General features: G+C 57.2%; 25 protein-coding genes. 22 read left to right on the top strand and 3 right to left on the bottom strand.

Going from position 1 to position 26,077, the window contains the following annotated elements; all coding sequences use genetic code 11:
* Positions 1-39 precede the first annotated feature (39 nt).
* The 5 genes from I6L58_RS09440 (at position 40) to I6L58_RS09460 (ending at position 5,036) form a co-directional block, all read left to right on the top strand.
* Positions 40-522 carry a DUF2501 domain-containing protein gene (locus tag I6L58_RS09440; RefSeq protein ID WP_006174094.1) on the top strand — a complete coding sequence of 161 codons (483 nt, stop codon included), beginning with the start codon at positions 40-42 and terminating at the stop codon, positions 520-522.
* A 270-nt stretch (positions 523-792) separates the two neighbouring features.
* Complete coding sequence (opgB, locus tag I6L58_RS09445) at positions 793-3,084, top strand: phosphatidylglycerol--membrane-oligosaccharide glycerophosphotransferase (protein WP_088208910.1); 2,292 nt, start codon at positions 793-795, stop codon at positions 3,082-3,084.
* Positions 3,085-3,294: 210 nt separating this feature from the next.
* Positions 3,295-3,837, top strand: a complete 543-nt coding sequence (locus I6L58_RS09450) for a helix-turn-helix transcriptional regulator (protein WP_006174097.1) — start codon at positions 3,295-3,297, stop codon at positions 3,835-3,837.
* A 132-nt stretch (positions 3,838-3,969) separates the two neighbouring features.
* A complete protein-coding gene (locus I6L58_RS09455; RefSeq protein WP_058609617.1) occupies positions 3,970-4,524 on the top strand; it encodes a winged helix-turn-helix domain-containing protein in 555 nt (184 codons plus the stop codon).
* Entirely contained in the window at positions 4,521-5,036 is a 516-nt protein-coding gene (locus I6L58_RS09460; RefSeq protein WP_088208812.1) for a GNAT family N-acetyltransferase, read from the top strand. The genes I6L58_RS09455 and I6L58_RS09460 overlap by 4 nt, the downstream gene beginning before the upstream one ends.
* Here the strand turns inward: I6L58_RS09460 and tsr are convergent, their stop codons facing one another.
* Positions 5,037-6,701, bottom strand: a complete 1,665-nt coding sequence (gene tsr, locus I6L58_RS09465) for a methyl-accepting chemotaxis protein (protein ID WP_088208811.1) — start codon at positions 6,699-6,701, stop codon at positions 5,037-5,039.
* An 82-nt stretch (positions 6,702-6,783) separates the two neighbouring features.
* Positions 6,784-7,227 (bottom strand): homoprotocatechuate degradation operon regulator HpaR, encoded by a 444-nt coding sequence (gene hpaR, locus I6L58_RS09470; protein WP_088208810.1) that lies wholly within the window; start codon positions 7,225-7,227, stop codon positions 6,784-6,786.
* 270 nt (positions 7,228-7,497) lie between these two features.
* On the opposite strand from hpaR, the gene hpaG reads away from it, so the two are divergent.
* The 16 genes from hpaG to I6L58_RS09550 all read left to right on the top strand — a co-directional run bounded on the left by hpaG (position 7,498) and on the right by I6L58_RS09550 (position 23,166).
* On the top strand, positions 7,498-8,775 hold the full coding sequence (gene hpaG / locus I6L58_RS09475) for a 4-hydroxyphenylacetate degradation bifunctional isomerase/decarboxylase (RefSeq protein ID WP_140418814.1): 1,278 nt from the start codon (positions 7,498-7,500) through the stop codon (positions 8,773-8,775).
* Positions 8,772-10,238 (top strand): 5-carboxymethyl-2-hydroxymuconate semialdehyde dehydrogenase, encoded by a 1,467-nt coding sequence (gene hpaE, locus I6L58_RS09480; protein WP_088208808.1) that lies wholly within the window; start codon positions 8,772-8,774, stop codon positions 10,236-10,238. The genes hpaG and hpaE overlap by 4 nt, the downstream gene beginning before the upstream one ends.
* 1 nt (position 10,239) lies before the next feature.
* Positions 10,240-11,091 (top strand): 3,4-dihydroxyphenylacetate 2,3-dioxygenase, encoded by an 852-nt coding sequence (gene hpaD / locus I6L58_RS09485; protein ID WP_058609614.1) that lies wholly within the window; start codon positions 10,240-10,242, stop codon positions 11,089-11,091.
* Positions 11,092-11,100: 9 nt separating this feature from the next.
* Entirely contained in the window at positions 11,101-11,481 is a 381-nt protein-coding gene (locus I6L58_RS09490; protein ID WP_006174110.1) for a 5-carboxymethyl-2-hydroxymuconate Delta-isomerase, read from the top strand.
* A gap of 127 nt (positions 11,482-11,608) precedes the next feature.
* On the top strand, positions 11,609-12,412 hold the full coding sequence (hpaH, locus tag I6L58_RS09495; RefSeq protein WP_088208807.1) for a 2-oxo-hept-4-ene-1,7-dioate hydratase: 804 nt from the start codon (positions 11,609-11,611) through the stop codon (positions 12,410-12,412).
* 9 nt (positions 12,413-12,421) lie between these two features.
* Positions 12,422-13,219: a 4-hydroxy-2-oxoheptanedioate aldolase gene (gene hpaI, locus I6L58_RS09500; protein ID WP_058609612.1), complete on the top strand. Its 798-nt coding sequence runs from the start codon at positions 12,422-12,424 to the stop codon at positions 13,217-13,219.
* A 21-nt stretch (positions 13,220-13,240) separates the two neighbouring features.
* Positions 13,241-14,587 (top strand): 4-hydroxyphenylacetate permease, encoded by a 1,347-nt coding sequence (gene hpaX, locus I6L58_RS09505; protein WP_088208806.1) that lies wholly within the window; start codon positions 13,241-13,243, stop codon positions 14,585-14,587.
* Positions 14,559-15,491, top strand: coding sequence for a 4-hydroxyphenylacetate catabolism regulatory protein HpaA (gene hpaA / locus I6L58_RS09510; RefSeq protein WP_058609610.1), 933 nt, complete (start codon positions 14,559-14,561; stop codon positions 15,489-15,491). Before hpaX ends, hpaA begins: the two co-directional genes overlap by 29 nt.
* 177 nt (positions 15,492-15,668) lie before the next feature.
* Positions 15,669-17,231 carry a 4-hydroxyphenylacetate 3-monooxygenase, oxygenase component gene (gene hpaB / locus I6L58_RS09515; protein WP_088208805.1) on the top strand — a complete coding sequence of 521 codons (1,563 nt, stop codon included), beginning with the start codon at positions 15,669-15,671 and terminating at the stop codon, positions 17,229-17,231.
* Positions 17,232-17,248: 17 nt separating this feature from the next.
* Complete coding sequence (locus tag I6L58_RS09520; protein ID WP_006174120.1) at positions 17,249-17,761, top strand: 4-hydroxyphenylacetate 3-monooxygenase reductase subunit; 513 nt, start codon at positions 17,249-17,251, stop codon at positions 17,759-17,761.
* Positions 17,762-17,906: 145 nt separating this feature from the next.
* A complete protein-coding gene (locus I6L58_RS09525) occupies positions 17,907-18,137 on the top strand; it encodes an HTH domain-containing protein (protein WP_058609607.1) in 231 nt (76 codons plus the stop codon).
* Between the two features lie 205 nt (positions 18,138-18,342).
* Positions 18,343-20,496 carry a carbon starvation CstA family protein gene (locus I6L58_RS09530; RefSeq protein WP_006174125.1) on the top strand — a complete coding sequence of 718 codons (2,154 nt, stop codon included), beginning with the start codon at positions 18,343-18,345 and terminating at the stop codon, positions 20,494-20,496.
* Positions 20,497-20,592: 96 nt separating this feature from the next.
* On the top strand, positions 20,593-20,796 hold the full coding sequence (locus tag I6L58_RS09535) for a YbdD/YjiX family protein (protein WP_003856610.1): 204 nt from the start codon (positions 20,593-20,595) through the stop codon (positions 20,794-20,796).
* A 10-nt stretch (positions 20,797-20,806) separates the two neighbouring features.
* Complete coding sequence (gene yjiA / locus I6L58_RS09540; protein ID WP_088208804.1) at positions 20,807-21,760, top strand: GTPase; 954 nt, start codon at positions 20,807-20,809, stop codon at positions 21,758-21,760.
* Between the two features lie 540 nt (positions 21,761-22,300).
* Positions 22,301-22,846 carry a YfaZ family outer membrane protein gene (locus tag I6L58_RS09545; RefSeq protein WP_058609606.1) on the top strand — a complete coding sequence of 182 codons (546 nt, stop codon included), beginning with the start codon at positions 22,301-22,303 and terminating at the stop codon, positions 22,844-22,846.
* Positions 22,846-23,166: a hypothetical protein gene (locus I6L58_RS09550; RefSeq protein ID WP_006174128.1), complete on the top strand. Its 321-nt coding sequence runs from the start codon at positions 22,846-22,848 to the stop codon at positions 23,164-23,166. Before I6L58_RS09545 ends, I6L58_RS09550 begins: the two co-directional genes overlap by 1 nt.
* 48 nt (positions 23,167-23,214) lie before the next feature.
* On the opposite strand, the gene I6L58_RS09555 is transcribed toward I6L58_RS09550, so the two are convergent.
* Complete coding sequence (locus I6L58_RS09555; protein WP_088208803.1) at positions 23,215-24,585, bottom strand: NAD-dependent succinate-semialdehyde dehydrogenase; 1,371 nt, start codon at positions 24,583-24,585, stop codon at positions 23,215-23,217.
* A 273-nt stretch (positions 24,586-24,858) separates the two neighbouring features.
* Here I6L58_RS09555 and I6L58_RS09560 point away from each other — a divergent pair, with 273 nt between their 5' ends.
* A complete protein-coding gene (locus I6L58_RS09560) occupies positions 24,859-26,040 on the top strand; it encodes a restriction endonuclease (RefSeq protein ID WP_088208802.1) in 1,182 nt (393 codons plus the stop codon).
* The last annotated feature ends 37 nt before the right edge of the window (positions 26,041-26,077 follow it).

Genomic DNA, 26,077 nt, shown 5'->3' on the forward strand with positions numbered 1-26,077 from the left:
GCCACTTTTGCACCAGACGGATCTCATGAGTAGACCATTATGAAAAAACAGTTTCTTATCAGCACGTTTTTAGGCGCACTTCTCGTCACCGGCGCGGCACAGGCGGCGTCATGGCAGGAATCCCTCTCCAGCGCAGCCAATGAGCTTTCCAAAGAGAGCGCCAGTTCACAGGGCGGGCTGTCGGCCTCGTCCCTCACCAGTCTGCTGGGTAACAGCGCCCAGAGCCTCAGCGCCGGAACCATGAACAACGCGGCGGGTATTTTGGGGTATTGCGCGAAGCAGAAACTGGCGTCCGTAACCGACACCGAAAACATTAAAAACCAGGTACTGGGCAAGCTGGGCCTGGACACCCAGGAGCAGAAGCAAGATACCAACTATATGGAGGGTATCGAGGGCCTGCTCAACGCACAAAACGGTCAGCAGCTTAACCTGAGCACGCTGGGCGACTCGGCGCTGGCGAAAAAGGTGAAAACCAAAGCCTGCGATCTGGTACTAAAACAAGGCGTTAATTTCCTCTCCTGATCGACCCCATTTTCTGCCACAACAGGCCGCGTTTATTGCGTTAACCTTGCGTCGCGGCCTTAAATGGGTGTTTTACCTTCCTGCCCCCGTCTTAGCGCCCACACGTCATGATGCGACCGCCTTCAAAAAAGTGATTTTATAAACCAAATCCTAACAACAGCACACTTTCGTGACACTAAAATTGCAGCTTAACGACTTCGCAATTACATTGTATTACCCAAAAAAGAATCAGTTAGCCAGCTAAGTAACTGGCATCATGAGGATATGCTGTTGTCAGAGTTAATGTCCCTTGCCCTTTTTCTGGCTTCCGTTGGCATTTATGCCTGGAAAGCTGGCCGTAACACCTGGTGGTTTATCGCTACCCTGGTGGTACTCGGCATTTTTGTTATTTTGAATATTACCCTCTATGCCAGCGATTACTTTACCGGCGACGGTATTAACGACGCGGTGCTTTATACCCTGACCAACAGCCTGACCGGCGCAGGAGTTAGTAAGTACATACTTCCGGGTATCGGCCTAGTTCTGGCGCTGGTAGTAATCTTCGGCACCCTGGCCTGGGTGCTGCGCCGTCGTCGGCATCATCCTCATCATGTCGGCTACAGCCTGCTGGCGCTGTGTCTGGCGCTGGCCTCCGTTGATGCCAGCCCGGCCTTCCACCAGATTACCGAGCTGGTCAAATCCCAGTCGCGCGATGGCGACCCGGATTTCATGGCCTGGTACAAAGAGCCGTCGAAAAAAATCGCCAGCCCAACGCTCAACCTGGTCTATATCTACGGCGAAAGTCTGGAGCGCACCTACTTCGATAACACCGCCTTCCCGAACCTGACGCCCGAACTTGGCGCGCTGAAAGATCAAGGGCTGGATTTCAGCCACACCATGCAGTTACCGGGTACCGATTACACCATTGCGGGGATGGTTGCCTCGCAGTGCGGTATCCCGCTCTTCGCCCCCTTTGAAGGTAACGCATCGGCATCGATGTCGAGTTTCTTCCCGCAGAATATTTGCCTCGGCGACATCCTGAAAAACTCCGGCTATGAAAACTATTTCATGCAGGGCGCAAACCTGCGATTTGCCGGTAAAGATGTGTTCCTGAAATCCCACGGTTTTGACCATCTGTATGGCTCAGAAGAGCTGAAAACCACCGTGGCCGATCCCACCTACCGTAACGACTGGGGCTTCTACGACGACACCGTTCTGGATGAAACCTGGAAAAAATTCGAAGAGCTTTCCCGCGCTGGCAAACGCTTCTCCCTTTTTGCCCTGACGGTGGATACGCACCACCCTGACGGCTTTGTCTCGCGTACCTGCAAGCGTAAAAGCTATGAGATCGACGGTAAAAACAACACTTCGTTCAGCGCCGTGACCTGTAGCCAGGAGCACATCGCCGCGTTAATCGAAAAAATCAAAGCCTCTCCGTATTTTAAAAACACGGTGATCGTGGTTTCTTCAGACCACCTGGCGATGAAAAACGGCGCGTGGGATCAGCTCAACAAGCACGACCGCAGCAACCTGTTCTTTGTTCTGCGCGGCGACCAGCCGCAGCAGGATGTGATTGCCACCAAACGTAACTCGATGGATAACGGTGCCACCGTGCTGGATATCCTGGGGGGCGATAACTTCATTGGCCTTGGGCGCAGTACGCTGTCGGGCCAGTCGCTGTCGGAAGTGTTCCTCAACATGAAGGAGAAAATCCTCGCCTGGAAGCCGGACATTATCCGCCTGTGGAACTTCCCGAAAGAGATGAAAGATTTCACCATCGATCGCGATAAAAAGATGATCGCGTTCTCCGGGAGCCATTTCCGCCTGCCGCTGCTGTTGCGCGTGTCGAACAACCGCGTTGAGCCGCTGCCGGAAAGCGAATACTCCGCACCGCTGCGCTTCCAGCTGGCCGACTTCGCCCCGCGCGACAACTTTGTCTGGGTTGACCGCTGCTACAAGATGGGCCAGCTCTGGTCACAGCCGCTGTCCCTCTCGACCGACTGGTGTGTCTCGCAGGGGCAACTGGGCGGAGAGCAGACCGTTCAGCATGTGGACAGCGCGCAATGGAAAGGCAAAACCGCGTTTAAAGAGACGGTTATCGATACCGCGCGCTATCAGCGAAACGTTGATATGCTCAAAATTGTTGATAACGACATTCGCTACAAAGCGGACAGCTTCATCTTTAACGTGGCAGGCGCGCCGGAAGAGGTTAAACAGTTCAGCGGAATTTCACGCCCGGAATCCTGGGGCCGCTGGTCTAACGCGCAGCTGGGCGATGAGGTGAAGATAGAATACACCCATCCGCTGCCGCAGAAATTCGATGTGGTGATCACCGCCAGGGCGTATGGCCCCAACGCCAACCGTCCGATACCGGTGAGGGTAGGCGATAGCGAACAGACGCTGACGCTGGGTAATGACGTGAGCACCACCACGCTGCACTTCGAGAACCCGTCCCGAAGCAACACGCTGGTGATTGTGCCGCCCGATCCGCAGTCTACCAATGAAGGCAATATTCTCGGCCACTCGCCCCGTAAGCTGGGGATAGGCATGGTTGAAATCAAAATCGTCAACCGCGAGAGTTAATCCCCGCAGCCCGGCGTTCTGCCGGGCTTAATAAACCCAGAATGAAAATCTTTATAAATATTATAAATCAGCCTTATTCACTAAATTTTAGATTAATCTATTTATAATTATTCTGTTAATTTCACTTACTTTAAAATGTCACCTTGTCATTCTTCATGCGAATAATTCCGCGATCGCCAGTATGGCGGGCTACTCTTAGATTACACGGTGATGACCCCTCAAAACACGCTTCCCCCCTTTCAGATTGTCATTCTGAGCGACAACTATTTTCTGTGGCTGGGCCTGACGACCCTCATCCCAACGATGATAACCCCCCGCCCGGATATCTTCTGGATTAACGAGGTGACCCCAAAAAATATCCTGCGCATGCGCGAGCAGGTGATGAACACGGCAGGCGACAGCGGCTGGCTACTCTTTACCGATGAACACCGCGTCAACGCGATCAACGTGTATCTGCCGAATGCGCGCGTCAAGGTGCTGAGCGGTAAACTCTCACTCAAGGAACTGAGCCAGCAGCTCAACAATGCCGACTTCACGGCTGAAAGCGAGCCCGAACCTACCCTCACCCGTCAGGAGTTACAGGTCTGCTCGCTGATCAGCAAAGGGATCAGCCTGGTGCGCATCGCGCAAATGCTGCACAAATCGCCCAAAACCATCTATACCCACAAGCGAAACGCGATGACCAAGTTCCGCTGCCAGAATCTGGCGGAATTTCACCAAAAAATTAGCCTGCTGAATCGGCCGTCGCGCTAGCGCTGATAACGTCCCCGAACCGATCGGCGTTATCCCAATCAGGATCAATGTTATCGGTAACATTTGCGTTAAAATAGCCGTCTGGTCTCATGGACGTTTACTCTTCGATCTCACTGTTTTTTACAACACGCTATGAAATACCTGCTCGCAGATGTCCTCGTCTATAACGATGAAGAGGGGACTTTTTCACATATCGATGCACCAGACGACGCGCATCAGATCCTTACCGGCACCGCAAATGCCGTGATGAAACTGCTGGTCCGCCACCATGGCAACGTCGTTGAACGCGAGCTGTTTTTCAGCGAGGTGTGGGACGCGCGCGGCGTGCAGGGTTCCAATAATTCGTTAAACCAGTACATCAGCATCCTGCGAAAACTGCTGGCAGGCTTCGTGCCAGAAAAGCCGGCAATCGTCACCGTGCCCAAAAAGGGGTTCATGCTGAGCGCCGACATCAGGGTACAGCCGCTGCCCGACCCCGCCGATAAGCACAGCGACGCACCGCGGTGCTTTCCGCCAGCGCTGGTGTTATGTACGTTTATTAACCTCGTTGCGATCGCGCTCTGTCTCTGGAACACCGGGGAAACGCAGACCCCGGCGCACGCCGAAATGTCCGCACGTTTTCTCGTCGGGGAGTGCCCTTTTATCGCCGCACCCCTGCGGACGGACGCGCTATACTTCCCGCCATGAAGATCACCTTTCGTACGACAACCCGAGAAGATGTGACTCACCTGCCCTCCATTGAGCGCGCAGCGGCCCAGCGTTTTCGTGACGTGCCGGCCCTCGCCTGGCTTGCAGAGAGTGCCGTCATCAGCGCAGAGCAGCACCTCGGCTACGTAGATCAAGACCTGAGCTGGCTGGCGCTGGCGAACGATCGTCCCGTCGGCTTTATCCTCGCAGAGGCGCATCCGGCGTCGCTGTTTATCGTAGAAGTGTCGGTCGATCCGGGCTGGCAGCAAAAAGGGATAGGTCGGCGGCTGATCCACTGCGTGGCTGAAGCGGCGAAAGTGCGGGGGCTGACATCGCTGACGCTCACGACGTTCCGTGACGTCCCCTGGAACGCCCCTTTCTATGCGAAGCTGGGGTTTGCGGAAGTGGCAGATGAGGCGCTGACGCCCGAACTGCGGCAGAAAAGAGAGGAAGAGGCAGCGCACGGTTTCGCGTATGGCTCTCGCTGTACCATGCGCCTGCCTCCTGGCTAATTAGAACGTTTCCCAGTTATCACCGGCGTCTGCCGTTGCGGCTTTACGCGCCATCATCGGTGCGGCAACGGTTTTCGCTGAGGCGATTTCACGCGCTTTCATCTGCTCCTGCTGAATGCGGAACACGGCAACCGCCTGCGTCAGGCGGCTGGCCTGCTCTTCCAGCGCCGCGGCCGCCGCAGCGGACTCTTCCACCAGCGAGGCGTTCTGCTGCGTGACGCGATCCATCTCGGCCACCGCCAGTCCCACCTGGTCGATACCGCGGCTCTGCTCGTCAGACGCAGAGGCGATTTCGCCCATGATGTCGGTCACGCGGGTGACCGCATTGACGATCTCACCCATGGTTTCACCGGCGCTTTCAACCAGCGTAGATCCAATCTCTACACGGCCCACGGAGTCTTCAATCAGGCTCTTGATTTCGCGTGCCGCCTGGGCGCTGCGCTGGGCCAGGTTACGTACTTCACCGGCCACCACCGCAAAGCCGCGACCCTGCTCGCCCGCACGCGCCGCTTCCACCGCCGCGTTCAGTGCCAGGATGTTGGTCTGGAAAGCAATACCGTCGATTACGCTGATAATGTCGGCAATTTTCTGCGAACTGCCCGCGATATCGCGCATGGTTTGCACCACGTTATCCACCACTTTGCCGCCTTTCTGCGCGGTTTCGGAGGCGCTCAGGGCCAGGTTGCTGGCCTGGCGGGCGTTCTCGGCGTTCTGCTTCACGGTTGCCGTCAGCTGTTCCATGCTGGCTGCGGTCTCTTCAAGAGACGCGGCCTGCTGCTCGGTACGGGAGGAGAGATCGTTGTTACCCATAGAGATTTCGCTCGCGCCGCTGTAAATGGCGTTCGCGCCGTTACGCACGTCGCCGACGGTACGCACCAGCTCGCCCTGCATATGGCGCAGGGAGTCGGCCAGCAGGCCCATTTCGTTGCTGCCGTCTACGTCGATGCGCTTCACCAGGTCGCCGCTGGCGATATGGCGAATACTGTCAACGAGGCGATTAAGCGGAGAGATCAGCGCCTGCTTAATGCCCAGCCAGACGGCCACAATCACCACCAGCACCGCAATCAGCACGATTATCAGTACCCAGATGGCCTGGCTGTAAGAGCTATTGCTGTCTTCTACCGCGGTTTGATACAGCTTGTCGTTCTGCTGCAGGTAGCTCACGTACTGCTTCTCGAAGCCATCCTGATAGCTCTGGGTAGGCTGGTCGAAGAAGGCGTTGATTTTGCCTGCGCCCAACAGCTGGATCAGCTCAGCCAGCGCGCCGTGATAGATATCATAGTTACGCTTGATCTCCATCGCGGCGGCCTCGCTCTGACGCGGGTCGCGCGGCAGGGCTTCATAATCGGCCCAGTTTTTTTCCGCCTGCTTCAGGGATGCGGCGGCAATCTGCATCAGATCGTTAACGGTCGCGCCGCTGCCGATATTGCTCTGATCCATCATGTAGCGGATGCCCGCACGGTTGAGGGTATTACGGGTTTGCAGCAGTGCCACCCAGCTGCCGTTCAGCGTGGATTGCTGTTGGCGAATGGTTTGCAGAACGGTGAAATTCTCTTTGTCGTGCTTCAGCGCGTTAAAGAAAAGACCACCGGATGTCAGCTGTAGTAAGCCAAAAATGGCTAAAACCAGCAGCAAGCTGGTAACAATCTTGATACGATTTAACATGTTTTCTCTTTCCATCAGACAGATAACAGAATTTTCGGCCTGCGAGGAGAAAACTTTACGAAAATCGTACTAAATGTGGTGTTTATTCCAACGCATCACGCTCTTCATCGTTCCGGTCTCCCAGTGCGATAAATTCTTCCAGCAGTGCCGTGAGCTGTTTCATCTTTTCCGGCGTATATTCCGCCTCGATCCGCTGATAGGCCTCTTCAACCTCCGCCTGGGCATGTTGATACAGGGCGTTGCCCTCTTTGGTCAGCGACACGTACAGCTTACGCTGGTCGTTAACCGGCTTCAGGCGCAGCACCAGACCGTCGCGCTCCATACGCGTGAGGATGCCCGTCAGGCTCGGGCGCAAAATACAGGTCCGAAACGCCAGGTCGTGAAAGTCCATCGACGGATGTTCGGCCAGCACGCGCACGATGCGCCACTGCTGCTCGGTCAGGTTATGCCGCTTCACGATGGGCCGGAAGTACGACATCGCCGCTTCCCTCGCCTGAAGCAGGGCGATGGTTAATGAGTCATGCATAGCGCTCCCCGATAATCATTAACACGTAAACAATTAGAATAAGATGTTTTTATAAACAACACATTTTTCCGTAAAAAGTCTAACAGAAAGCGCTCATTTTTAGTAAACACATGATTAAAAAAGATTTTCAAATCCAGATTGTAAATTTATTGTTATTCATATCACAAATTTTTCACTTGTGATTGCGAAACGACCAGCAAAAGCATAAAACCAGATCATTAACATATTAATGAAATCACGGCCCGGTCCTCCGGCCCGAGGAGTATGTCAATGAAAGGTACTGTTTTTGCCGTCGCGTTAAACCACCAGAGCCAGCGTGATGCCTGGCGCGAGGCGTTTGAAAAAGCGCCCTACACCACGCCGCCGAAAACCGCGGTGTGGTTTATCAAACCGCATAACACGGTGATCTCAACAGGCGAGCCGATCCCGTTCCCGGCAGGTGAAACGGTGCTCAGCGGCGCAACGGTCGCGCTGGTAGTGGGCAAAACGGCCCGCCGCGTTCGCGTTGAGGAAGCCGGGCAGTACATCGCCGGCTACGCGCTGGCTAACGAAGTGAGCCTGCCGGAAGAGAGCTTTTACCGCCCGGCAATCAAGGCGAAATGCCGGGACGGATTTTGCCCGCTTGGCGAGTTGGTCGCCGTCGACAGTGTAGATAACCTGACCATCATCACCGACATCAATGGCCGCGAAGCGGATCGCTGGAATACCGCCGATCTCCAGCGAAACGCAGCCGAGCTGCTGAGCGCGCTGAGCGAATTCGCCACCCTTAACCCCGGCGATGCCATTCTGCTCGGCACCCCGCATCACCGCGTGGCGCTGCGCCCCGGCGATCGGGTGCGCGTGCTGGCAGAAGGCTTCCCGCCGCTGGAAAACCCGGTAGTGGATGAGCGCGACGTCGCCATTACACCGGCCACGCCCCCGCACGCCACGCTGTTTGCCCTCGGGCTGAACTACGCCGATCACGCCAGCGAACTGGCCTTCACTCCCCCCACCGAGCCGCTGGTATTTATTAAAGCGCCGAACACCCTTAACGGTGATAACAAGACGTCGGTGCGTCCGAACAACGTCGAGTACATGCACTATGAGGCGGAGCTGGTAGTGGTCATCGGCAAAACCGCGCGCAAGGTCAGTGAGGCCGACGCGATGGACTTTGTTGCGGGCTACACCGTCTGCAATGATTACGCCATCCGCGACTATCTCGAAAACTACTACCGCCCCAACCTGCGGGTGAAAAGCCGCGACGGGCTAACGCCGATCGGCCCGAACATCGTGCCGAAAGCCGCCATTCCCGATCCGCACAATCTCACGCTGCGCACCTTCGTCAACGGCGAACTGCGACAGCTTGGCACGACGGCAGATCTGATCTTCAGCATCCCGTTCCTGATTGCGTACCTGAGCGATTTTATGACCCTGCAGCCGGGCGACATGATCGCCACCGGCACGCCGAAGGGGCTCTCCGACGTGGTCCCGGGCGATGAAGTGGTGGTGGAAGTGGAAGGCGTAGGTCGCCTGGTCAACCGGATTGTCAGCGAGGAGACGACAAAATGAAAAAGATAAACCATTGGATCAACGGCAAAAACGTGGCGGGTAGCGACTACTTCCACACCACTAACCCGGCCTCCGGGGAGGTATTAGCGGAAGTCGCCGCCGGCGGTGAAGCGGAAATCCATCAGGCGGTCGCCGCCGCGAAAGAAGCCTTCCCGAAATGGGCCAACCTGCCGATGAAAGAGCGCGCGCGCCTGATGCGCCGCCTGGGGGATCTGATCGACGAGAACGTCCCGGCGATCGCCGCCTTGGAGACCGCCGACACCGGCCTGCCGATCCACCAGACCAAAAACGTGCTGATCCCGCGCGCCTCGCACAACTTCGCGTTCTTCGCCGAGGTGTGCCAGCAGATGAACGGCAAAACCTACCCGGTCGACGACACCATGCTCAACTACACCCTGGTGCAGCCGGTGGGCGTGTGCGCGCTGGTCTCGCCGTGGAACGTGCCGTTTATGACCGCCACCTGGAAGGTCGCGCCGTGCCTGGCGCTGGGCAACACTGCGGTACTGAAGATGTCTGAACTCTCACCGCTGACCGCCGACCGCTTAGGCGAGCTGGCGCTGGAGGCGGGTATCCCGGCGGGGGTGCTGAACGTGGTGCAGGGCTATGGCGCGACGGCCGGCGATGCGCTGGTGCGCCATCACGACGTGCGTGCCGTCTCGTTCACTGGCGGCACCGCCACCGGGCGCAACATCATGAAAAACGCCGGGCTGAAAAAATACTCTATGGAGCTGGGCGGCAAATCGCCGGTGCTGATTTTTGACGATGCCGACATCGAGCGCGCCCTGGACGCTGCCCTGTTCACCATCTTCTCGATCAACGGCGAGCGCTGCACCGCAGGCTCGCGCATTTTCATTCAGCAGAGCATCTACCCGGAATTCGTCAAACGCTTCGCCGAACGCGCCAGCCGCCTGCGCGTGGGCGACCCGACCGATCCGAACATCCAGGTTGGCGCGCTGATAAGCGCCCAGCACTGGGAAAAAGTCTCCGGCTATATCCGCCTCGGTATTGAGGAAGGGGCGACCCTGCTGGCGGGCGGGCCGGATAAACCCACCGATCTGCCAGCGCACCTGAAGGGCGGCAACTTCCTGCGCCCGACGGTGCTGGCGGATGTTGATAACCGGATGCGCGTGGCGCAGGAGGAGATCTTCGGGCCGGTGGCCTGCCTGCTGCCCTTTAAGGACGAAGCGGAAGGCCTGCGCCTGGCGAACGATGTGGAGTACGGTCTGGCGTCATATATCTGGACCCAGGACGTCAGCAAAGTGCTGCGCCTGGCGCGCAACATCGAAGCGGGCATGGTGTTTGTCAACACTCAGAACGTGCGCGACCTGCGCCAGCCGTTTGGCGGCGTGAAGGCCTCCGGCACCGGGCGCGAGGGCGGCGAGTACAGCTTTGAGGTGTTCGCCGAGATGAAAAACGTCTGCATCTCGATGGGCAACCATCCGATTCCAAAGTGGGGTATCTGATATGGGCACCTTAGCGTTAGCGGCAAAAATCACTCACGTGCCGTCGATGTACCTTTCCGAGCTGCCGGGCAAAAACCACGGCTGCCGCCAGTCGGCCATCGACGGGCACAAAGAGATCAGCAAGCGCTGCCGCGAGCGGGGGGTCGATACCATTATCGTGTTCGACACCCACTGGCTGGTGAACAGCGCCTATCACATTAACTGTGCGGACCATTTTTCCGGCGTCTACACCAGCAACGAACTGCCGCACTTTATCCGCGATATGACCTACGACTACGACGGCAACCCGGAACTCGGGCAGTTGATCGCCGACGAGGCGGTGAAGCTCGGTGTGCGCGCCAAAGCGCACAACATCCCGAGCCTGAAGCTGGAGTACGGCACCCTGGTGCCAATGCGCTACATGAACGCGGATAAACACTTCAAAGTGATCGCCATTTCGGCATTCTGCACCGTTCACGATTTTGCCGACAGCCGCAGGCTCGGCGAGGCCATCGTCAGCGCCATCGAAAAATACGACGGCACCGTGGCGGTGCTCGCCAGCGGTTCGCTCTCGCACCGCTTTATTGACGACCAGCGCGCGGAAGAAGGGATGAACAGCTACACCCGCGAGTTTGACCGTCAGATGGACGAGCGCGTGGTCAAGCTGTGGCGCGAGGGCCAGTTCAAAGAATTTTGCAGCATGCTGCCGGAGTACGCCGACTACTGCTACGGCGAAGGCAACATGCACGACACGGTGATGCTGCTGGGGATGCTCGGCTGGGACAAATACGACGGCAAAGTGGAGTTCCTCACCGAGCTGTTCGCCAGCTCCGGTACCGGTCAGGTTAACGCCGTTTTCCCGCTGCCCGCGTAAGGAGCCACCATGCCGCACTTTATTGCTGAATGCACCCACAACATCCGCGAGCAGGCCGACCTGCCGGGGCTGTTTGCCAGGGTGAACGCGGCGCTGGCCGCCACGGGTATCTTTCCCATTGGCGGTATCCGCAGCCGCGCCCACTGGCTGGACACCTGGCAGATGGCCGACGGGAAACACGATTATGCCTTCGTGCACATGACGCTGAAGATTGGCGCGGGGCGCAGCCTGGAAAGCCGCGAAGCCGTGGGGGAGATGCTGTTTGGGCTGATTAAAACGCACTTCGCGACGCTGATGGCGGACCGTTATCTGGCGCTGTCGTTTGAGATAGAGGAGCTGCATCCGACGCTCAATTACAAGCAAAACAACGTGCATGCGTTGTTTAAGTAGTACCTCTCGATCTGTCCCCTCTCCCTTTGGGAGAGGGTTAGGGTGAGGGAAATCTCTGCGGCCTGATGCCCTCACCCCGGCCCTCTCCCACAGGGAGAGGGAGAAAACAATACAACAGGATATCGCCATGCTCGACAAACATACCCACACATTGATCGCTCACCGCCTGCACCAGGCCGAACAAACCCGGGAGCAGATCCGTGCGATCTCGCTGGAGCACCCGGAGATCACCATTGAAGATGCCTACGCCATCCAGCGCGAATGGGTGAGCCTGAAAATTGCCGAAGGCCGCGTGCTGAAGGGCCATAAGATCGGCCTGACCTCCAAAGCGATGCAGGCCAGCTCGCAGATTAGCGAGCCGGACTACGGCGCGCTGCTGGACGATATGTTCTTCCACGACGGCAGCGACATCCCCGTCGATCGCTTTATCGTCCCGCGCATCGAAGTGGAGCTGGCCTTCGTGCTGGCAAAACCCCTGCGCGGCCCGAACTGCACGATCTTCGACGTCTACAACGCCACGGACTATGTGATCCCCGCCCTGGAATTGATCGACGCCCGCTGTCACAACGTCGACCCTGAAACCCAGCGCCCGCGCAAGGTGTTCGACACCATCTCCGATAACGCCGCCAACGCGGGGGTGATCCTCGGTGGTCGTCCGATTAAGCCCGACGAACTGGATCTGCGCTGGATCTCCGCTCTGCTCTATCGCAACGGCGTCATCGAAGAGACCGGCGTCGCCGCAGGTGTGCTTAACCACCCGGCGAACGGCGTGGCGTGGCTGGCGAACAAGCTCGCGCCGTATGACGTTCAGCTTGACCCCGGCCAGATCATCCTCGGTGGCTCCTTTACCCGCCCGGTAGCCGCCAGCCGGGGCGACACCTTCCACGTGGACTACGGCGACATGGGGTCCATCAGCTGCCGCTTTGTCTAGGAGACGACCATGCAAAACGCATTCAAAACGGCGCTGAAAGCCGGAACACCGCAAATCGGTTTATGGCTGGGGCTGACCAGCAGCTACAGCGCGGAACTGCTGGCGGGCGCAGGCTTCGACTGGCTGCTGATCGACGGAGAGCACGCCCCGAACAACGTGCAGACGGTTTTAACCCAGCTGCAGGCCATCGCCCCCTATACCAGCCAGCCGGTGGTACGCCCGTCATGGAACGATCCAGTGCAGATCAAACAGCTGCTGGACGTGGGCGCGCAAACGCTGCTGGTGCCGATGGTGCAGAACGCCGACGAAGCGCGTCTGGCGGTGAGCGCCACCCGCTATCCGCCTGCGGGTATCCGTGGGGTCGGCAGCGCGCTGGCGCGGGCATCACGCTGGAACCGCATCCCGGATTACCTGCAACAGGCCAACGACGCCATGTGCGTACTGGTGCAAATCGAAACCCGTGAGGCGCTGAAAAACCTGCCGCAAATCCTCGACGTGGAAGGCGTCGACGGCGTGTTTATCGGCCCGGCAGATCTCAGCGCCGACATGGGTTTTGCCGGTAACCCGCAGCATCCCGAGGTGCAGGCCGTCATCGAACGGGCCATCGCGCAGATCCGCGAGGCGGGGAAAGCCCCCGGCATCCTGATGGCGAACGAAGCGCTGGCGAAACGCTATCTCGAGCTCGGGGCACTGTTCGTCGCCGTCGGGGTAGACACCACCCTGCTCGCCCGCAGCGCCGAGGCGCTGGCCGCCCGCTTTATCCATCACCCGGTTACGTCAGTGAATAACAATAAATCCGTCTACTAAAGGTAAGATCTGGAGCGCACCATGACGACCTCATCCCTGCAAGATAAGCAAGCTGTTGAACATCGCGTTATTAACAAGCTGTTTCGTCGTTTGATCGTGTTTCTCTTTATTCTGTTTGTCTTTTCGTTCCTTGACCGCATCAACATCGGCTTTGCCGGGCTGACGATGGGCAAGGATCTGGGCCTGACCTCCACCATGTTCGGCCTGGCCGCCACGCTGTTTTACGTCACCTATGTTATATGCGGGATCCCCAGCAACATCATGCTGGCGAAGGTGGGCGCACGCCGCTGGATTGCCGGGATCATGGTGGTATGGAGTATCGCCTCCACCTGTACGATGTTCGCCACCAGCCCGGAAACGCTCTACGTCCTGCGCATGCTGGTGGGGATTGCCGAAGCCGGATTCCTGCCGGGGATCCTGGTGTATCTCACCTGGTGGTTCCCGGCATACCATCGCGCCCGCGCCAACGCGCTGTTTATGATCGCCATGCCGGTCACCATGATGCTCGGCTCGATCCTCTCCGGCTATATTCTGGCGATGGACGGCTTGTGGAACCTGAAGGGCTGGCAGTGGCTGTTCCTGCTGGAAGGGCTGCCCTCCGTGGTGCTCGGCGTGGTGACCTGGTTTTATCTTAACGACACGCCGGACCAGGCGACCTGGCTGGACGACGACGAAAAGCAGGCGCTGAAAACGATGATCGCCCGCGAGCAGGAGGTGGCCATTGCGCAGGCATCCACGCCCCGCTCGACGCTGCGCGAGGTCATGACCCCGGCGGTTCTGCTCTACACGCTGGCCTACTTCTGCCTGACCAACACCCTGAGCGCTATCAACATCTGGACGCCGCAGATCCTCCAAAGCTTCAACGCCGGCAGCAGCAACATCACCATCGGCCTGCTGGCGGCGATCCCGCAGTTCTGTACCATCCTCGGGATGATCTGGTGGAGCCGCCGCTCCGACAGGCTGAAAGAGCGAAAAAAGCACACCATCCTGCCGTACCTGTTCGCCGCGGCGGGATGGATGCTGGCCTCCGCGACGGGGAGCAGCCTGATCCAGCTGCTTGGCATCATCATGGCCTCAACCGGATCGTTTACCGCCATGGCGATCTTCTGGACCACGCCGGATCGGGTCATTAGCCTGCAGTCCCGCGCGGTGGCGCTGGCGGTGATCAACGCCATCGGCAACGTCGGCTCGGCCGTCAGCCCGTTGCTGATTGGTATTCTGCGTGACGCGACCGGCAGCTTCAGCTCGGGCTTGTGGTTTGTCGCCGGGCTGCTGGTGGTTGGCGCGCTGGTGCTGACCCGCATCCCGATGGCGAAGCAGGATCAACAGAGGAACGACCATGTGCCAGAGCCCTATCGCCAACATTGATATCAGCAAAGAGTATGACGAAAGCCTGGGCACCGACGATGTGCACTATCAGTCCTTTTCCCGCATGGCGGCCTTCTTTGGCCGCGACATGCAGGCGCACCGGCACGACCAGTATTTTCAGATGCACTTTCTCGATACCGGACAGATTGAGCTGCAGCTCGACGATCACCGCTACTCGGTGCAGGCCCCGCTGTTTGTCCTCACGCCGCCGTCGGTGCCGCATGCGTTTATCACCGAATCGGACAGCGACGGCCACGTGCTGACGGTGCGAGAGGATCTGATCTGGCCGCTGCTGGAGGTGCTCTATCCCGGCACCCGGGAGGCATTCGGCCTGCCGGGGATCTGCCTCTCGCTGGCGGATAAACCGGACGAGATTTCGGCGCTAAAACACTACTGGCAGCTGATAAAGCGCGAATCCACCGCGCAGCTGCCTGGCCGCGAGCATACGCTGGTACTTTTAGCCCAGGCGGTCTTTACGCTGCTGCTGCGCAACGCAAAGCTCGACGACCACGAAGCCTGCGGCATGCGCGGCGAGCTAAAGCTGTTCCAGCGTTTTACCCTGCTGATTGATGCGCATTACCACCAGCACTGGACGGTGCCGGAATATGCCAGCGAGCTGCATCTCACCGAATCGCGCCTGACGGATATCTGCCGCCGCTTCGCCAACCGACCGCCAAAACGGCTGATCTTCGACCGTCAGCTACGCGAGGCCAGACGGCTGCTGCTTTTTTCCGACAGCGCCGTCAGCGACATCGCCTGGCAGCTTGGGTTTAAAGACCCGGCCTATTTCGCCCGCTTTTTTAACCGGTTAGTGGGGTGTTCGCCGAGCGCGTATCGGGCGCAGAAAGTACCGGTGTCGCCTGTTCCCCTCACCCCCGCCCTCTCCCAAAGGGAGAGGGAGTAAACGTCCCCTCTCCCTTTGGGAGAGGGTTAGGGTGAGGGACATCACACTCTCCGATCTCACCCGAAAAGTACCCGCCGTTGTCCCAAACGTCCCTTCACGTTCCGCCTCTCTCGCGCTTCAATTAAACAACAAAAACAAAACATAAATTTAACAAACATCTTCCGATACGAGGTCCCTATGAAGCCTGAAGATTTCCGCGCCGATGCCAAACGCCCGCTCACCGGCGAAGAGTATTTAAAAAGCCTGCAGGATGGCCGCGAGATTTATATCTACGGCGAACGCGTTAAAGACGTCACTACCCATCCGGCATTTCGTAACGCGGCGGCGTCCATCGCGCAGATGTACGACGCGCTGCACAAGCCGGACATGCAGGACACCCTCTGCTGGGGCACCGACACCGGCAGCGGCGGTTACACCCACAAATTTTTCCGGGTGGCGAAAAGCGCCGATGACCTGCGCCAGCAGCGTGATGCCATCGCCGAGTGGTCCCGCCTGAGCTACGGCTGGATGGGCCGCACGCCTGACTACAAAGCAGCTTTCGGCTGCGCGCTGGGGGCTAACCCGGCGTTCTACGGCCAGTTCGAGCAGAACGCCCGTAACTGGTACACCCGCATTCAGGAGACCGGTCTGTACTTCAACCATGCCATCGTCAACCCACCGATCGACCGCCACAAACCGGCGGACGAGGTTAAAGACGTCTACATCAAGCTGGAGAAAGAGACCGACGCGGGGATCATCGTCAGCGGCGCGAAAGTGGTGGCAACCAACTCGGCGCTGACCCACTACAACATGATCGGCTTTGGCTCCGCGCAGGTGATGGGCGAAAACCCGGACTTCGCGCTGATGTTCGTCGCGCCGATGGATGCCGAGGGCGTGAAGCTGATCTCCCGTGCCTCCTACGAGATGGTGGCCGGTGCCACCGGCTCGCCGTATGACTATCCACTCTCCAGCCGCTTCGACGAGAACGATGCGATCCTGGTGATGGATCATGTGCTGATCCCGTGGGAAAACGTGCTGATCTACCGTGATTTTGACCGCTGTCGTCGCTGGACAATGGAGGGCGGCTTCGCCCGCATGTACCCGTTGCAGGCCTGCGTACGTCTGGCGGTAAAGCTCGACTTCATCACCGCCCTGCTGAAAAAATCGCTGGAGTGTACCGGTACCCTGGAGTTTCGCGGCGTGCAGGCAGATCTTGGCGAAGTGGTGGCCTGGCGCAACATGTTCTGGGCATTGAGCGACTCCATGTGCTCAGAGGCAACCCCGTGGGTCAACGGTGCGTACCTGCCGGACCACGCGGCGCTGCAGACCTACCGCGTGATGGCCCCGATGGCCTACGCCAAAATCAAAAACATCATTGAGCGCAACGTGACCAGCGGCCTGATCTACCTGCCGTCCAGCGCCCGGGATCTGAACAACCCGCAGATCGACCAGTATCTGGCGAAGTACGTGCGCGGCTCGAACGGCATGGATCACGTCGAGCGCATTAAGATCCTGAAACTGATGTGGGATGCCATCGGCAGCGAGTTCGGTGGCCGCCACGAGCTGTATGAGATCAACTACTCCGGCAGCCAGGACGAGATCCGCCTGCAGTGCCTGCGCCAGGCGCAAAGCTCCGGCAACATGGACAAAATGATGGCGATGGTCGACCGCTGCATGTCCGAGTACGACCAGCGCGGCTGGACCGTGCCGCACCTGCACAACAACACCGATATCAACATGCTGGATAAGCTGCTGAAATAACGCAGCGGGAGGCTTCAATGCAATTAGATGAACAACGCCTGCGCTTTCGCGATGCCATGGCCAGCCTGTCGGCGGCGGTGAACGTCGTGACCACCGAAGGCGATGCGGGACGCTGCGGCATCACGGCCACCGCCGTTTGTTCGGTCACGGACACGCCGCCCTCGCTGATGGTTTGCATCAACGCCAACAGCGCCATGAACCCGGTCTTTCAGGGCAATGGCCGGCTGTGCGTGAACGTGCTGAACCACGAGCAGGAGATCATGGCCCGCCACTTCGCCGGGATGACCGGCATGGCGATGGAGGAGCGCTTTACCCTCTCCTGCTGGCAAAAAGGGCCGCTGGCGCAGCCGGTGCTGAAAGGCGCGCTGGCAAGCCTCGAAGGGGAGATAACTCAGGTGCAGACCATCGGCACGCATCTGGTCTATCTGGTTGAAATTAAGACTATCCTGCTCAGCGACGCGGGCCACGGGCTGATCTACTTCAAACGCCGTTTCCATCCGGTGATGATGGAGCTTGCCGCCGCCGTATAACCTCCCCTCGCGCTGGCCTTCCCCGGCCAGCGCGTTTTTGCGCAAATTCCCCTAATGTTTCCCCTAAGTCACGCCGTTAACTATCCATAAGATAAATTTTGTGTCTGTCGACGGACATACCTCTTTGCTCTCCAGGACATCCTTTATGGCTAATTCGACGCGGAGCCGCTCGGCTGAACGTCTTGTGGATATTTTTATTGCGCTGCATCTTCACGGGGTGGTACATCGCAGCGATCTGATGAACAAGTTTGGTATTACCGAGCGCACCGTGTACCGCGATCTGCAGGCGCTCTCTCCGATTATTGAGCACGTGGGCGACGGGCGATACCGGCTGATCCCTGCGTATCAGAAGGCTGCTTTAGACGATTCTGAGTGATCGCAATCACATAATTTTTACCCCTCGCGGCGAGCCTGAACCACTCGCCCCCGCCTTTGACCGCTCACCCACCGCTTTCAACCACTCACCCATTTACCTTCCTTTACACGCGCGACGATCTGGCACGATCCCTCCAGCATTAATCAATACCTCCTCACAACGAACCCTGACCCTTTTTTCTTTACATAAAAAACCAGGTCTTACTATGGATACGAAAAAACTACTTAAGCACGTGCCCTGGGCATTACTCGGGATCCTCGGCGCTTTCTGTCTGGCGGTTGTCGCATTACGCCGGGGCGAACACGTCAGCGCCCTGTGGATCGTGGTCGCGTCGGTTTCCGTCTACCTTGTGGCTTATCGCTACTACAGCTTGTACATCGCGCAGAAGGTCATGAAGCTCGACCCCACGCGTGCCACCCCGGCGGTCATTAACAATGACGGCCTGAACTATGTGCCAACCAACCGCTACGTGCTGTTTGGCCACCACTTTGCCGCTATCGCAGGCGCGGGTCCGCTGGTTGGTCCGGTTCTTGCGGCGCAGATGGGCTACCTGCCGGGAACCCTGTGGCTGCTGGCGGGCGTCGTGCTGGCCGGTGCGGTGCAGGACTTCATGGTGCTGTTTATCTCTTCTCGCCGTAACGGCGCGTCTCTCGGTGAGATGGTCAAAGAAGAGATGGGCCGCGTGCCGGGAACGATCGCCCTGTTCGGCTGCTTCCTGATTATGATCATCATCCTCGCGGTGCTGGCGTTAATCGTGGTGAAAGCGCTGGCCGAAAGCCCGTGGGGGGTCTTCACCGTCTGCTCCACCGTGCCGATTGCGCTGTTCATGGGTATCTACATGCGCTTTATTCGCCCGGGTCGCGTGGGCGAAGTGTCGGTCATTGGTATCGTTCTGCTGGTGGCTTCCATCTACTTTGGCGGCGTGATTGCGCACGATCCGTACTGGGGCCCGGCGCTGACCTTTAAAGACACCACCATCACCTTCGCGCTGATCGGCTATGCGTTTGTCTCTGCCCTGTTGCCGGTCTGGCTGATTCTGGCTCCGCGTGACTATCTGGCAACCTTCCTGAAAATCGGCGTTATCGTCGGTCTGGCGATCGGCATCCTGGTGATTAACCCGGATCTGAAAATGCCGGCAGTGACCCAGTACATCGACGGTACCGGTCCGCTGTGGAAAGGTGCGCTGTTCCCGTTCCTGTTCATCACCATCGCCTGTGGCGCCGTGTCTGGCTTCCACGCGTTGATTGCTTCCGGTACAACACCGAAGCTGCTGGCGAACGAAAAAGACGCCCGTCTAATCGGTTACGGTGCCATGCTGATGGAGTCCTTCGTGGCGATCATGGCGCTGGTTGCCGCGTCCATTATCGAACCGGGTCTCTATTTCGCGATGAACACCCCACCGGCGGGCCTGGGCATTACCATGCCAAACCTGCATGAGATGGGCGGTGACAACGCTGCACTGATCATGGCGCAGCTGAAAGATGCGAGCGCGCACGCAGCTGCTACCGTTAGCTCCTGGGGCTTTGTGATTTCGCCTGAGCAGATCATGCAGACCGCGAAAGACATCGGCGAACCGTCCGTACTGAACCGCGCAGGTGGCGCGCCTACGCTGGCTGTCGGTATCGCACACGTGTTCCACAAGGTGCTGCCGTGGGCGGACATGGGCTTCTGGTACCACTTCGGTATTCTGTTTGAAGCGCTGTTCATCCTGACCGCGCTGGATGCCGGTACCCGTGCGGGCCGCTTCATGCTGCAGGATCTGCTGGGCAACTTCGTGCCGTTCCTGAAGAAAACCGACTCTCTGGTCGCGGGCATTCTGGGTACGGCGGGCTGCGTAGGCCTGTGGGGTTACCTGCTGTATCAGGGCGTTGTCGACCCGCTGGGCGGTGTGAAGAGCCTGTGGCCGCTGTTCGGTATCTCTAACCAGATGCTGGCCGCCGTGGCGCTGGTGCTCGGCACCGTCGTGCTGGTGAAGATGAAACGCACCAAATACATCTGGGTGACCGTGGTGCCTGCGCTGTGGCTGCTGCTTTGCACCACCTGGGCGCTTGGCCTGAAACTGTTCAGCGCCAACCCGCAGCTGGAAGGCTTCTTCTTCATGGCTAACCAGTACAAAGAGAAGATTGCCGCAGGCGGCGCAGACCTCACCGCGCAGCAGATTGCCAACATGAACCATATCGTGGTGAACAACTACACCAACGCGGGTCTGAGCATTCTGTTCCTGGTGGTGGTGTACAGCATCATCTTCTACGGCATCAAAACCTGGATGAACGTGCGTAACGCCGACGGTCGTACGGACAAAGAAACCCCGTACGTACCCGTACCGGAAGGCGGCGTGAAGACCTCTTCACACCATTAATCCACACGCCTCCCCCTCTCCCTTTGGGAGAGGGTTGGGGTGAGGGGTAACAATGCCCGGCGCCCCCTGCCGGGCTTTGTCTTATCAGGATGCATTATGTTTGGTAACTTAGGCGAAGCAAAAAAATACCTCGGTCAGGCGGCGAAAATGCTGATTGGCATTCCGGACTATGACAACTACGTTGAGCATATGAAGACCAACCATCCGGATAAGCCGTACATGACCTACACCGAGTTCTTCCGCGAGCGTCAGGAAGCGCGCTACGGCGGAAGTGGAGAAGGCGGCGTACGCTGCTGCTAAAGGAGAGACCATGACCCCGATTGCCGTCACCCTGCTGACCGGTTTCCTCGGCGCAGGTAAAACCACCCTGCTGCGCCACATCCTCAATGAACAGCACGGCTTCAACATCGCCGTGATTGAAAACGAGTTCGGCGAAGTCTCCGTCGACGACCAGCTGATTGGCGATCGCGCCACGCAGATCAAAACCCTGACCAACGGCTGCATCTGCTGCACCCGCTCAAACGAATTAGAAGACGCCCTGCTGGATCTGCTCGACAGCCGCGACCGCGGAGACATCAGCTTTGACCGCCTGGTGATTGAATGCACCGGCATGGCCGACCCCGGCCCGATTATCCAGACCTTTTTCTCCCATGACATTCTCTGCCAGCGCTACCTGCTGGACGGCGTTGTTGCGCTGGTCGATGCGGTTCACGCCGACGAGCAGATGAACCAGTTCACCATTGCCCAGTCTCAGGTCGGCTACGCGGATCGCATCCTGCTGACCAAAACCGACGTGGCAGGCGACAGCGAGAAACTGCGCGAGCGGCTGACGCGCATTAACTCACGCGCCCCGATTTATACCGTGACGCACGGCGATATTGACCTGTCTCAGCTGTTCAACACCAACGGCTTTATGCTCGAAGAGAACGTCACCTCCGGACCGCGCTTCCACTTTATGGCCGATAAGCAAAATGACGTCTCGTCCATTGTGGTTGAGCTGGACTACCCGGTAGATATCAGCGACGTTTCCCGCGTAATGGAGAACCTGCTGCTGTCGTTCGCCGACAAGCTGCTGCGCTACAAAGGAATGTTGTGGATTGACGGTGAACCTAACCGCCTGCTGTTCCAGGGCGTGCAGCGCCTGTACAGCGCCGACTGGGATCGCCCGTGGGGCGACGAGGCGCCGCACAGCGTGATGGTCTTTATCGGGCTTGAGCTGCCGGAAGATGAGATTCGGTCGGCCTTTGCGGGGCTACGTAAATAACGCCTGCTTGTTCCCTCTCCCGGTGGGAAGAGGGATCGCAATTTTCGGGAAAAATCCTTTTACTCTGTTCATCATGATTATTTAATCATCCTTGTGATGATATCGGCATATCGTCATCCAAATACATGACAATGACATACTTCTTACATGTATTTTTTGCACTAATGATTTTTATGGCAAGCATTCATGCCATTAACAGGTATAGTTGATAGAGGGATGAGTATAACTTAACCATAAAAATGTAAATTTACGTTGTTATCCGTTACAGCGGAAACATTTCAGGAAATTATTAGAAACTCAATTAATGCATTTCCAATCAATATCCCCGCCTCGTTCAGATGATATTTAGACAAAATTCTAAACCGTTTCTAAACGTAAAAAACATTCGCGTTGACGAAAGCAAATACAAACCAACACGCAACAACAATGCGGAAAATTATTAACAAAATCAGCATAAAACTGCGAACCGCCTCACATTTGCAGTCATAAACCTCGCTTGTTAAGGTGTGCCCAGATTAATTTAATGACGAGGCATAAAACATGAAAAAGCTGAATGTTCTTCTCCTTTCTGCTCTGACCGCTGTATCAGGTTCCGCACTGGCTATGGGCGGCAGCATTGAGCAGGGTAAAAACTTTACCAACCTTAATCTGGAAATGGGTAAATCCTCATCTGGCCTGTATGCGGAGAGCAACTGGCTGAAGAACACCGATGACGGTACGCAGACCGGCGGCGTTGGCGCAGGTTACAACCTGGAAGTTGGCCCGGTGATGCTGAATGCGGGCGCTAAAGCGATCTACATCGGCCCGAAAAAAGGCGATAACGGCGTGGCCTTCCCAATCGGCGGGGGTGTGAACGTTGCGCTGACCGACAGCATCCACGTGTTCGGTGAAGGTTATGTTGCGCCAGACGGCCTGAACAACAGCGTAAAAAACTACGTTGAAGCAAACGGCGGCGTAAGCTGGACCCCAATTAAACCTGTGACGCTGAAAGTGGGTTACCGCCACGTGAGCGTTGATGGCAAAGACGGTCGTCCAAACCATACCCTGATTGACGGCGCATACGTAGGCGGCGGAGTAAGCTTCTGATGAAAACCCGCATCGCCGCGCTTAGTGTTCTGAGTATTACGTTACTGCTGTCAGGCTGCGTCCAGTATAAATGGGTCAAGCCTGGCGTCAGTGACAGGGAAATGAATAAAAAGCTAACGGAATGCGAAGCTCAGGCACTTATCGATCTGCCCCCGGATAACGTTGTGACGGGTTCAAACTCGGAAAAGCAGGACAAGAAACACAAGAAAAAGGATGTTTCCACCAGCTATACGGTTGAAGACGCCAATGAGTATCGCAGAGATACCCTGGTAGACAGCTGCATGTATAAAAGCGGCTGGGATAAGATCGAAGTGCAATAAGCGCGAACAAAAAAAACCTGCCGCATGGCAGGTTTTTTATGGGTGCGATTACTGATGTACCACCACTAGCTTCTGGTTTACAAACTCTTTGATCCCCAGATCCGACAGTTCACGCCCGTAACCGGAACGCTTCACGCCGCCAAACGGCAACTCTGCCGCCGTGTCGGTCAGCCAGTTGATATACACCATCCCGGTTTCGATGCGCGACGCCATTTTCTTCGCACGCTCGATATCCTGACTGAACACCGCGCCACCGAGTCCGTAGTGCGAGTCGTTGGCCAGCGCGACGGCTTCATCGTCGCTTTTCACCACATAAACCTGCGCGACCGGGCCGAAGAACTCTTCGAAGTATGCCGGGTTCTCGCGTGAGATATGCGTCAGGATGGTCGGCTCAAAGAAACTGCCCTCACGCTGGACCGGCTTGCCGCCGTAGTGCAGCTTCGCGCCATGCTTCACCGCCTCGTCGACCTGTTTGGTCAGCGTCTCCAGCGCGTCTTTGGATGACAGCGGCCCCAGCGTGGTGCTTTCATCCAGCGGATCGCCAATCTTCACCTGCTTAAACGCCTCGGTGAACTTGCTCAGGAACGCGTCGGCGATTTTTTCATGCAGGATAAAGCGCTTCGCCGCGGTACAGACCTGGCCCGCATTATTCAGACGGGCGTTGACGCCAATCTTCACGGCCTTGTCGATATCCGCGTCGTCGAGTACCACGAACACGTCGTTACCGCCCAGTTCCAGGGTCGATTTTTTGATGTGCTTCGCCGCCTGGGCCGCTACCACGCTACCCGCTTTTTCAGAGCCGGTCAGCGCTGCGCCCTGCACGCGTTCGTCGGCGATAATCTTAGCCACCTGATCAGAGGAGATAAACAGGTTTGTCCATGCCCCTTCCGGCGCACCCGCTTCGCGCACCAGATGCGCAAAGGTCTCGGCGCAGTGCGGGACAATACTCGCGTGTTTGGCAATCACCGGGTTACCCGCCGCCAGGTTAGGAGCCAGCACACGCATCAGTTGGTAGTAAGGGAAGTTCCAGGGTTCAACGGCCATCAGTACGCCGATGGGGTGATGCTCTACCCAGGCTTCACCCAGTTCCGATTTGTATTTTACAGGTGCTAAAAACTGCTTCGCGTTATCGGCGTAATAGCGGGCAATCTGCGCGCAGAGCTTCACTTCTCCGCGGCTCTGTTCGATGAGCTTACCCATCTCCTGACTGGCGATTTTAGCCAGTTCCTCCACGCGCGCATCAATCAGATCGGCCAGCTTGTGCAGCACCGGCAGGCGCTGTTCAATATCGCCTTTCGCCCAGTCGGAGTGATAGAGCGCGTCCGCCGCCTTCAGCGCCGCTTCGACGTCCGCATCGGTGTGGGAGGGGTATTCTTTCACCAGCTGGTTAGTGGCAGGATTTACTGTCTGGTAAGCCATATCGAATCTCCTTTAATTACCGCTTAGGGTATTAAGGGTAGTCAATATGACTGGCGGTGGACGTAAAGTTGGGTATATACGGAAGGTTCTTAGCCAAGCTTTGATGCCTCAATTGCATTGCATCAGAAGGATAGAGGTAACAGCGCCAACGAAGAACGAATGAGATATCAATCCTGTAATGACACGTTTGCGTTATAAGATTACCGACATACTCGTTAGAATTTCCAATCTGAAGTCACCAGCTACGCTGCTACAAATCGTTAAAGGACCAACGTGAAAAATTACAAAGTCATCACCCCGCTGTTTCCCACCTATGCGCAAGTGAAAGCAATGATGAAAGCTGTATCAGGCTATTCCGTTAAGTCCGTGCGTAATATGATTAATGCCATTCATGAGCAGACCGGCACGCCGCAAAACCCTGTCGACTGGTCCGAACCCGATATGTGGATAAGTGAACGTTTGAAAGGTGAAGATGCTGAAATTGCGCGCTGCATCTGGAATCAGGACGATCACATATTAAACCCTCGCCACAGCTACGGCTGTTACCTGTTCCTGAACTATCCACTTTTTGATCTGATGACTACGGATCCAAACGAGAGCTGGACTCCGACCACACGTGGCGAACAATTTCTTGCTAATGATGAAACGGTCCTGCGAATGCTGGATGACAGGGAGGGGTTGCTACATCTTTTAGAGCTCCTTGCCGGACGTGAAATGTCTCGCCGGGCCGATTTACTGCCCGAATGGCAGGCTTTTCTGCATCAGCACTCTAAGTTTGCCTCAACGAGTTCGATAAAAAGCACGCTCTATTCTCGGCTGTATAACCTTGTTGAGCGCGAGATGGTAGCTCGCGAAGGCATGAGCTATCACATCACCGATACTGGCCGCGCCTGGCTTGGGAAAGCGCTTCCCGCCCGCAAAAGCGATCCGCGTAAAGAGCTTCTGGACGCTGTTAAGCGCTACAACCACCAGCAAAAAGAGCTGCTGCGTGAGCAAATCAGCACCATGAATCCCTACAAGTTTGAGCACCTGATTGGTCAGCTACTGGAAGCAATGGGCTATGAGCAGGTTGAGGTGACCAAAGCCTCGGGCGATAAAGGCGTGGATGTCGTGGGCAGAGTGCAGGTCGGTATCACCACGATTACCGAAGTGGTTCAGGTTAAGCGTATGCAAAGCAACATCACTCGCCCTATCATCGACCAGCTTCGCGGTGCACTGCCTTACCACAGCGCGATACGAGGTACGCTGATCACGACAGGTCGTTTTGCCGGTAACTGCGAAAAAGCGGCTCTGCACCCTGGCGCGGCCCCTATTACCCTGATAGATGGCGATCGCCTGCTGGAACTGTTAATTGAGAATAACGTGGGGATTCGCCGCAGCAGTGCGGTAGAACTTTTGGACGTGGATTTGCAGCTTTTTGATGAGCTGGAAGAAGGATTAAAAGGCGAAATGTAACGCCTAAATCGCTACAATAGGCGCCAAATTTTTCCTG

Source organism: Enterobacter cancerogenus (assembly GCF_019047785.1).
Classification (GTDB): Bacteria; Pseudomonadota; Gammaproteobacteria; order Enterobacterales; family Enterobacteriaceae; genus Enterobacter; species Enterobacter cancerogenus.

Bases quoted from the DNA above. Each gene is read 5' to 3' on its own strand.
- tsr (WP_088208811.1), bottom strand. From the start codon at position 6,701: ATGTTAAATCGTATCAAGATTGTTACCAGCTTGCTGCTGGTTTTAGCC.
- I6L58_RS09460 (WP_088208812.1), top strand. From the start codon at position 4,521: ATGAAGATCACCTTTCGTACGACAACCCGAGAAGATGTGACTCACCTG.
- I6L58_RS09550 (WP_006174128.1), top strand. From the start codon at position 22,846: ATGAAAACCCGCATCGCCGCGCTTAGTGTTCTGAGTATTACGTTACTG.
- I6L58_RS09535 (WP_003856610.1), top strand. From the start codon at position 20,593: ATGTTTGGTAACTTAGGCGAAGCAAAAAAATACCTCGGTCAGGCGGCG.
- I6L58_RS09555 (WP_088208803.1), bottom strand. From the start codon at position 24,585: ATGGCTTACCAGACAGTAAATCCTGCCACTAACCAGCTGGTGAAAGAA.
- hpaE (WP_088208808.1), top strand. From the start codon at position 8,772: ATGAAAAAGATAAACCATTGGATCAACGGCAAAAACGTGGCGGGTAGC.
- I6L58_RS09545 (WP_058609606.1), top strand. From the start codon at position 22,301: ATGAAAAAGCTGAATGTTCTTCTCCTTTCTGCTCTGACCGCTGTATCA.
- yjiA (WP_088208804.1), top strand. From the start codon at position 20,807: ATGACCCCGATTGCCGTCACCCTGCTGACCGGTTTCCTCGGCGCAGGT.
- hpaD (WP_058609614.1), top strand. From the start codon at position 10,240: ATGGGCACCTTAGCGTTAGCGGCAAAAATCACTCACGTGCCGTCGATG.
- I6L58_RS09455 (WP_058609617.1), top strand. From the start codon at position 3,970: ATGAAATACCTGCTCGCAGATGTCCTCGTCTATAACGATGAAGAGGGG.
- hpaH (WP_088208807.1), top strand. From the start codon at position 11,609: ATGCTCGACAAACATACCCACACATTGATCGCTCACCGCCTGCACCAG.
- hpaX (WP_088208806.1), top strand. From the start codon at position 13,241: ATGACGACCTCATCCCTGCAAGATAAGCAAGCTGTTGAACATCGCGTT.
- hpaI (WP_058609612.1), top strand. From the start codon at position 12,422: ATGCAAAACGCATTCAAAACGGCGCTGAAAGCCGGAACACCGCAAATC.
- hpaB (WP_088208805.1), top strand. From the start codon at position 15,669: ATGAAGCCTGAAGATTTCCGCGCCGATGCCAAACGCCCGCTCACCGGC.
- hpaG (WP_140418814.1), top strand. From the start codon at position 7,498: ATGAAAGGTACTGTTTTTGCCGTCGCGTTAAACCACCAGAGCCAGCGT.
- I6L58_RS09490 (WP_006174110.1), top strand. From the start codon at position 11,101: ATGCCGCACTTTATTGCTGAATGCACCCACAACATCCGCGAGCAGGCC.
- I6L58_RS09525 (WP_058609607.1), top strand. From the start codon at position 17,907: ATGGCTAATTCGACGCGGAGCCGCTCGGCTGAACGTCTTGTGGATATT.
- I6L58_RS09440 (WP_006174094.1), top strand. From the start codon at position 40: ATGAAAAAACAGTTTCTTATCAGCACGTTTTTAGGCGCACTTCTCGTC.
- I6L58_RS09530 (WP_006174125.1), top strand. From the start codon at position 18,343: ATGGATACGAAAAAACTACTTAAGCACGTGCCCTGGGCATTACTCGGG.
- I6L58_RS09520 (WP_006174120.1), top strand. From the start codon at position 17,249: ATGCAATTAGATGAACAACGCCTGCGCTTTCGCGATGCCATGGCCAGC.
- hpaR (WP_088208810.1), bottom strand. From the start codon at position 7,227: ATGCATGACTCATTAACCATCGCCCTGCTTCAGGCGAGGGAAGCGGCG.
- hpaA (WP_058609610.1), top strand. From the start codon at position 14,559: ATGTGCCAGAGCCCTATCGCCAACATTGATATCAGCAAAGAGTATGAC.
- I6L58_RS09450 (WP_006174097.1), top strand. From the start codon at position 3,295: ATGACCCCTCAAAACACGCTTCCCCCCTTTCAGATTGTCATTCTGAGC.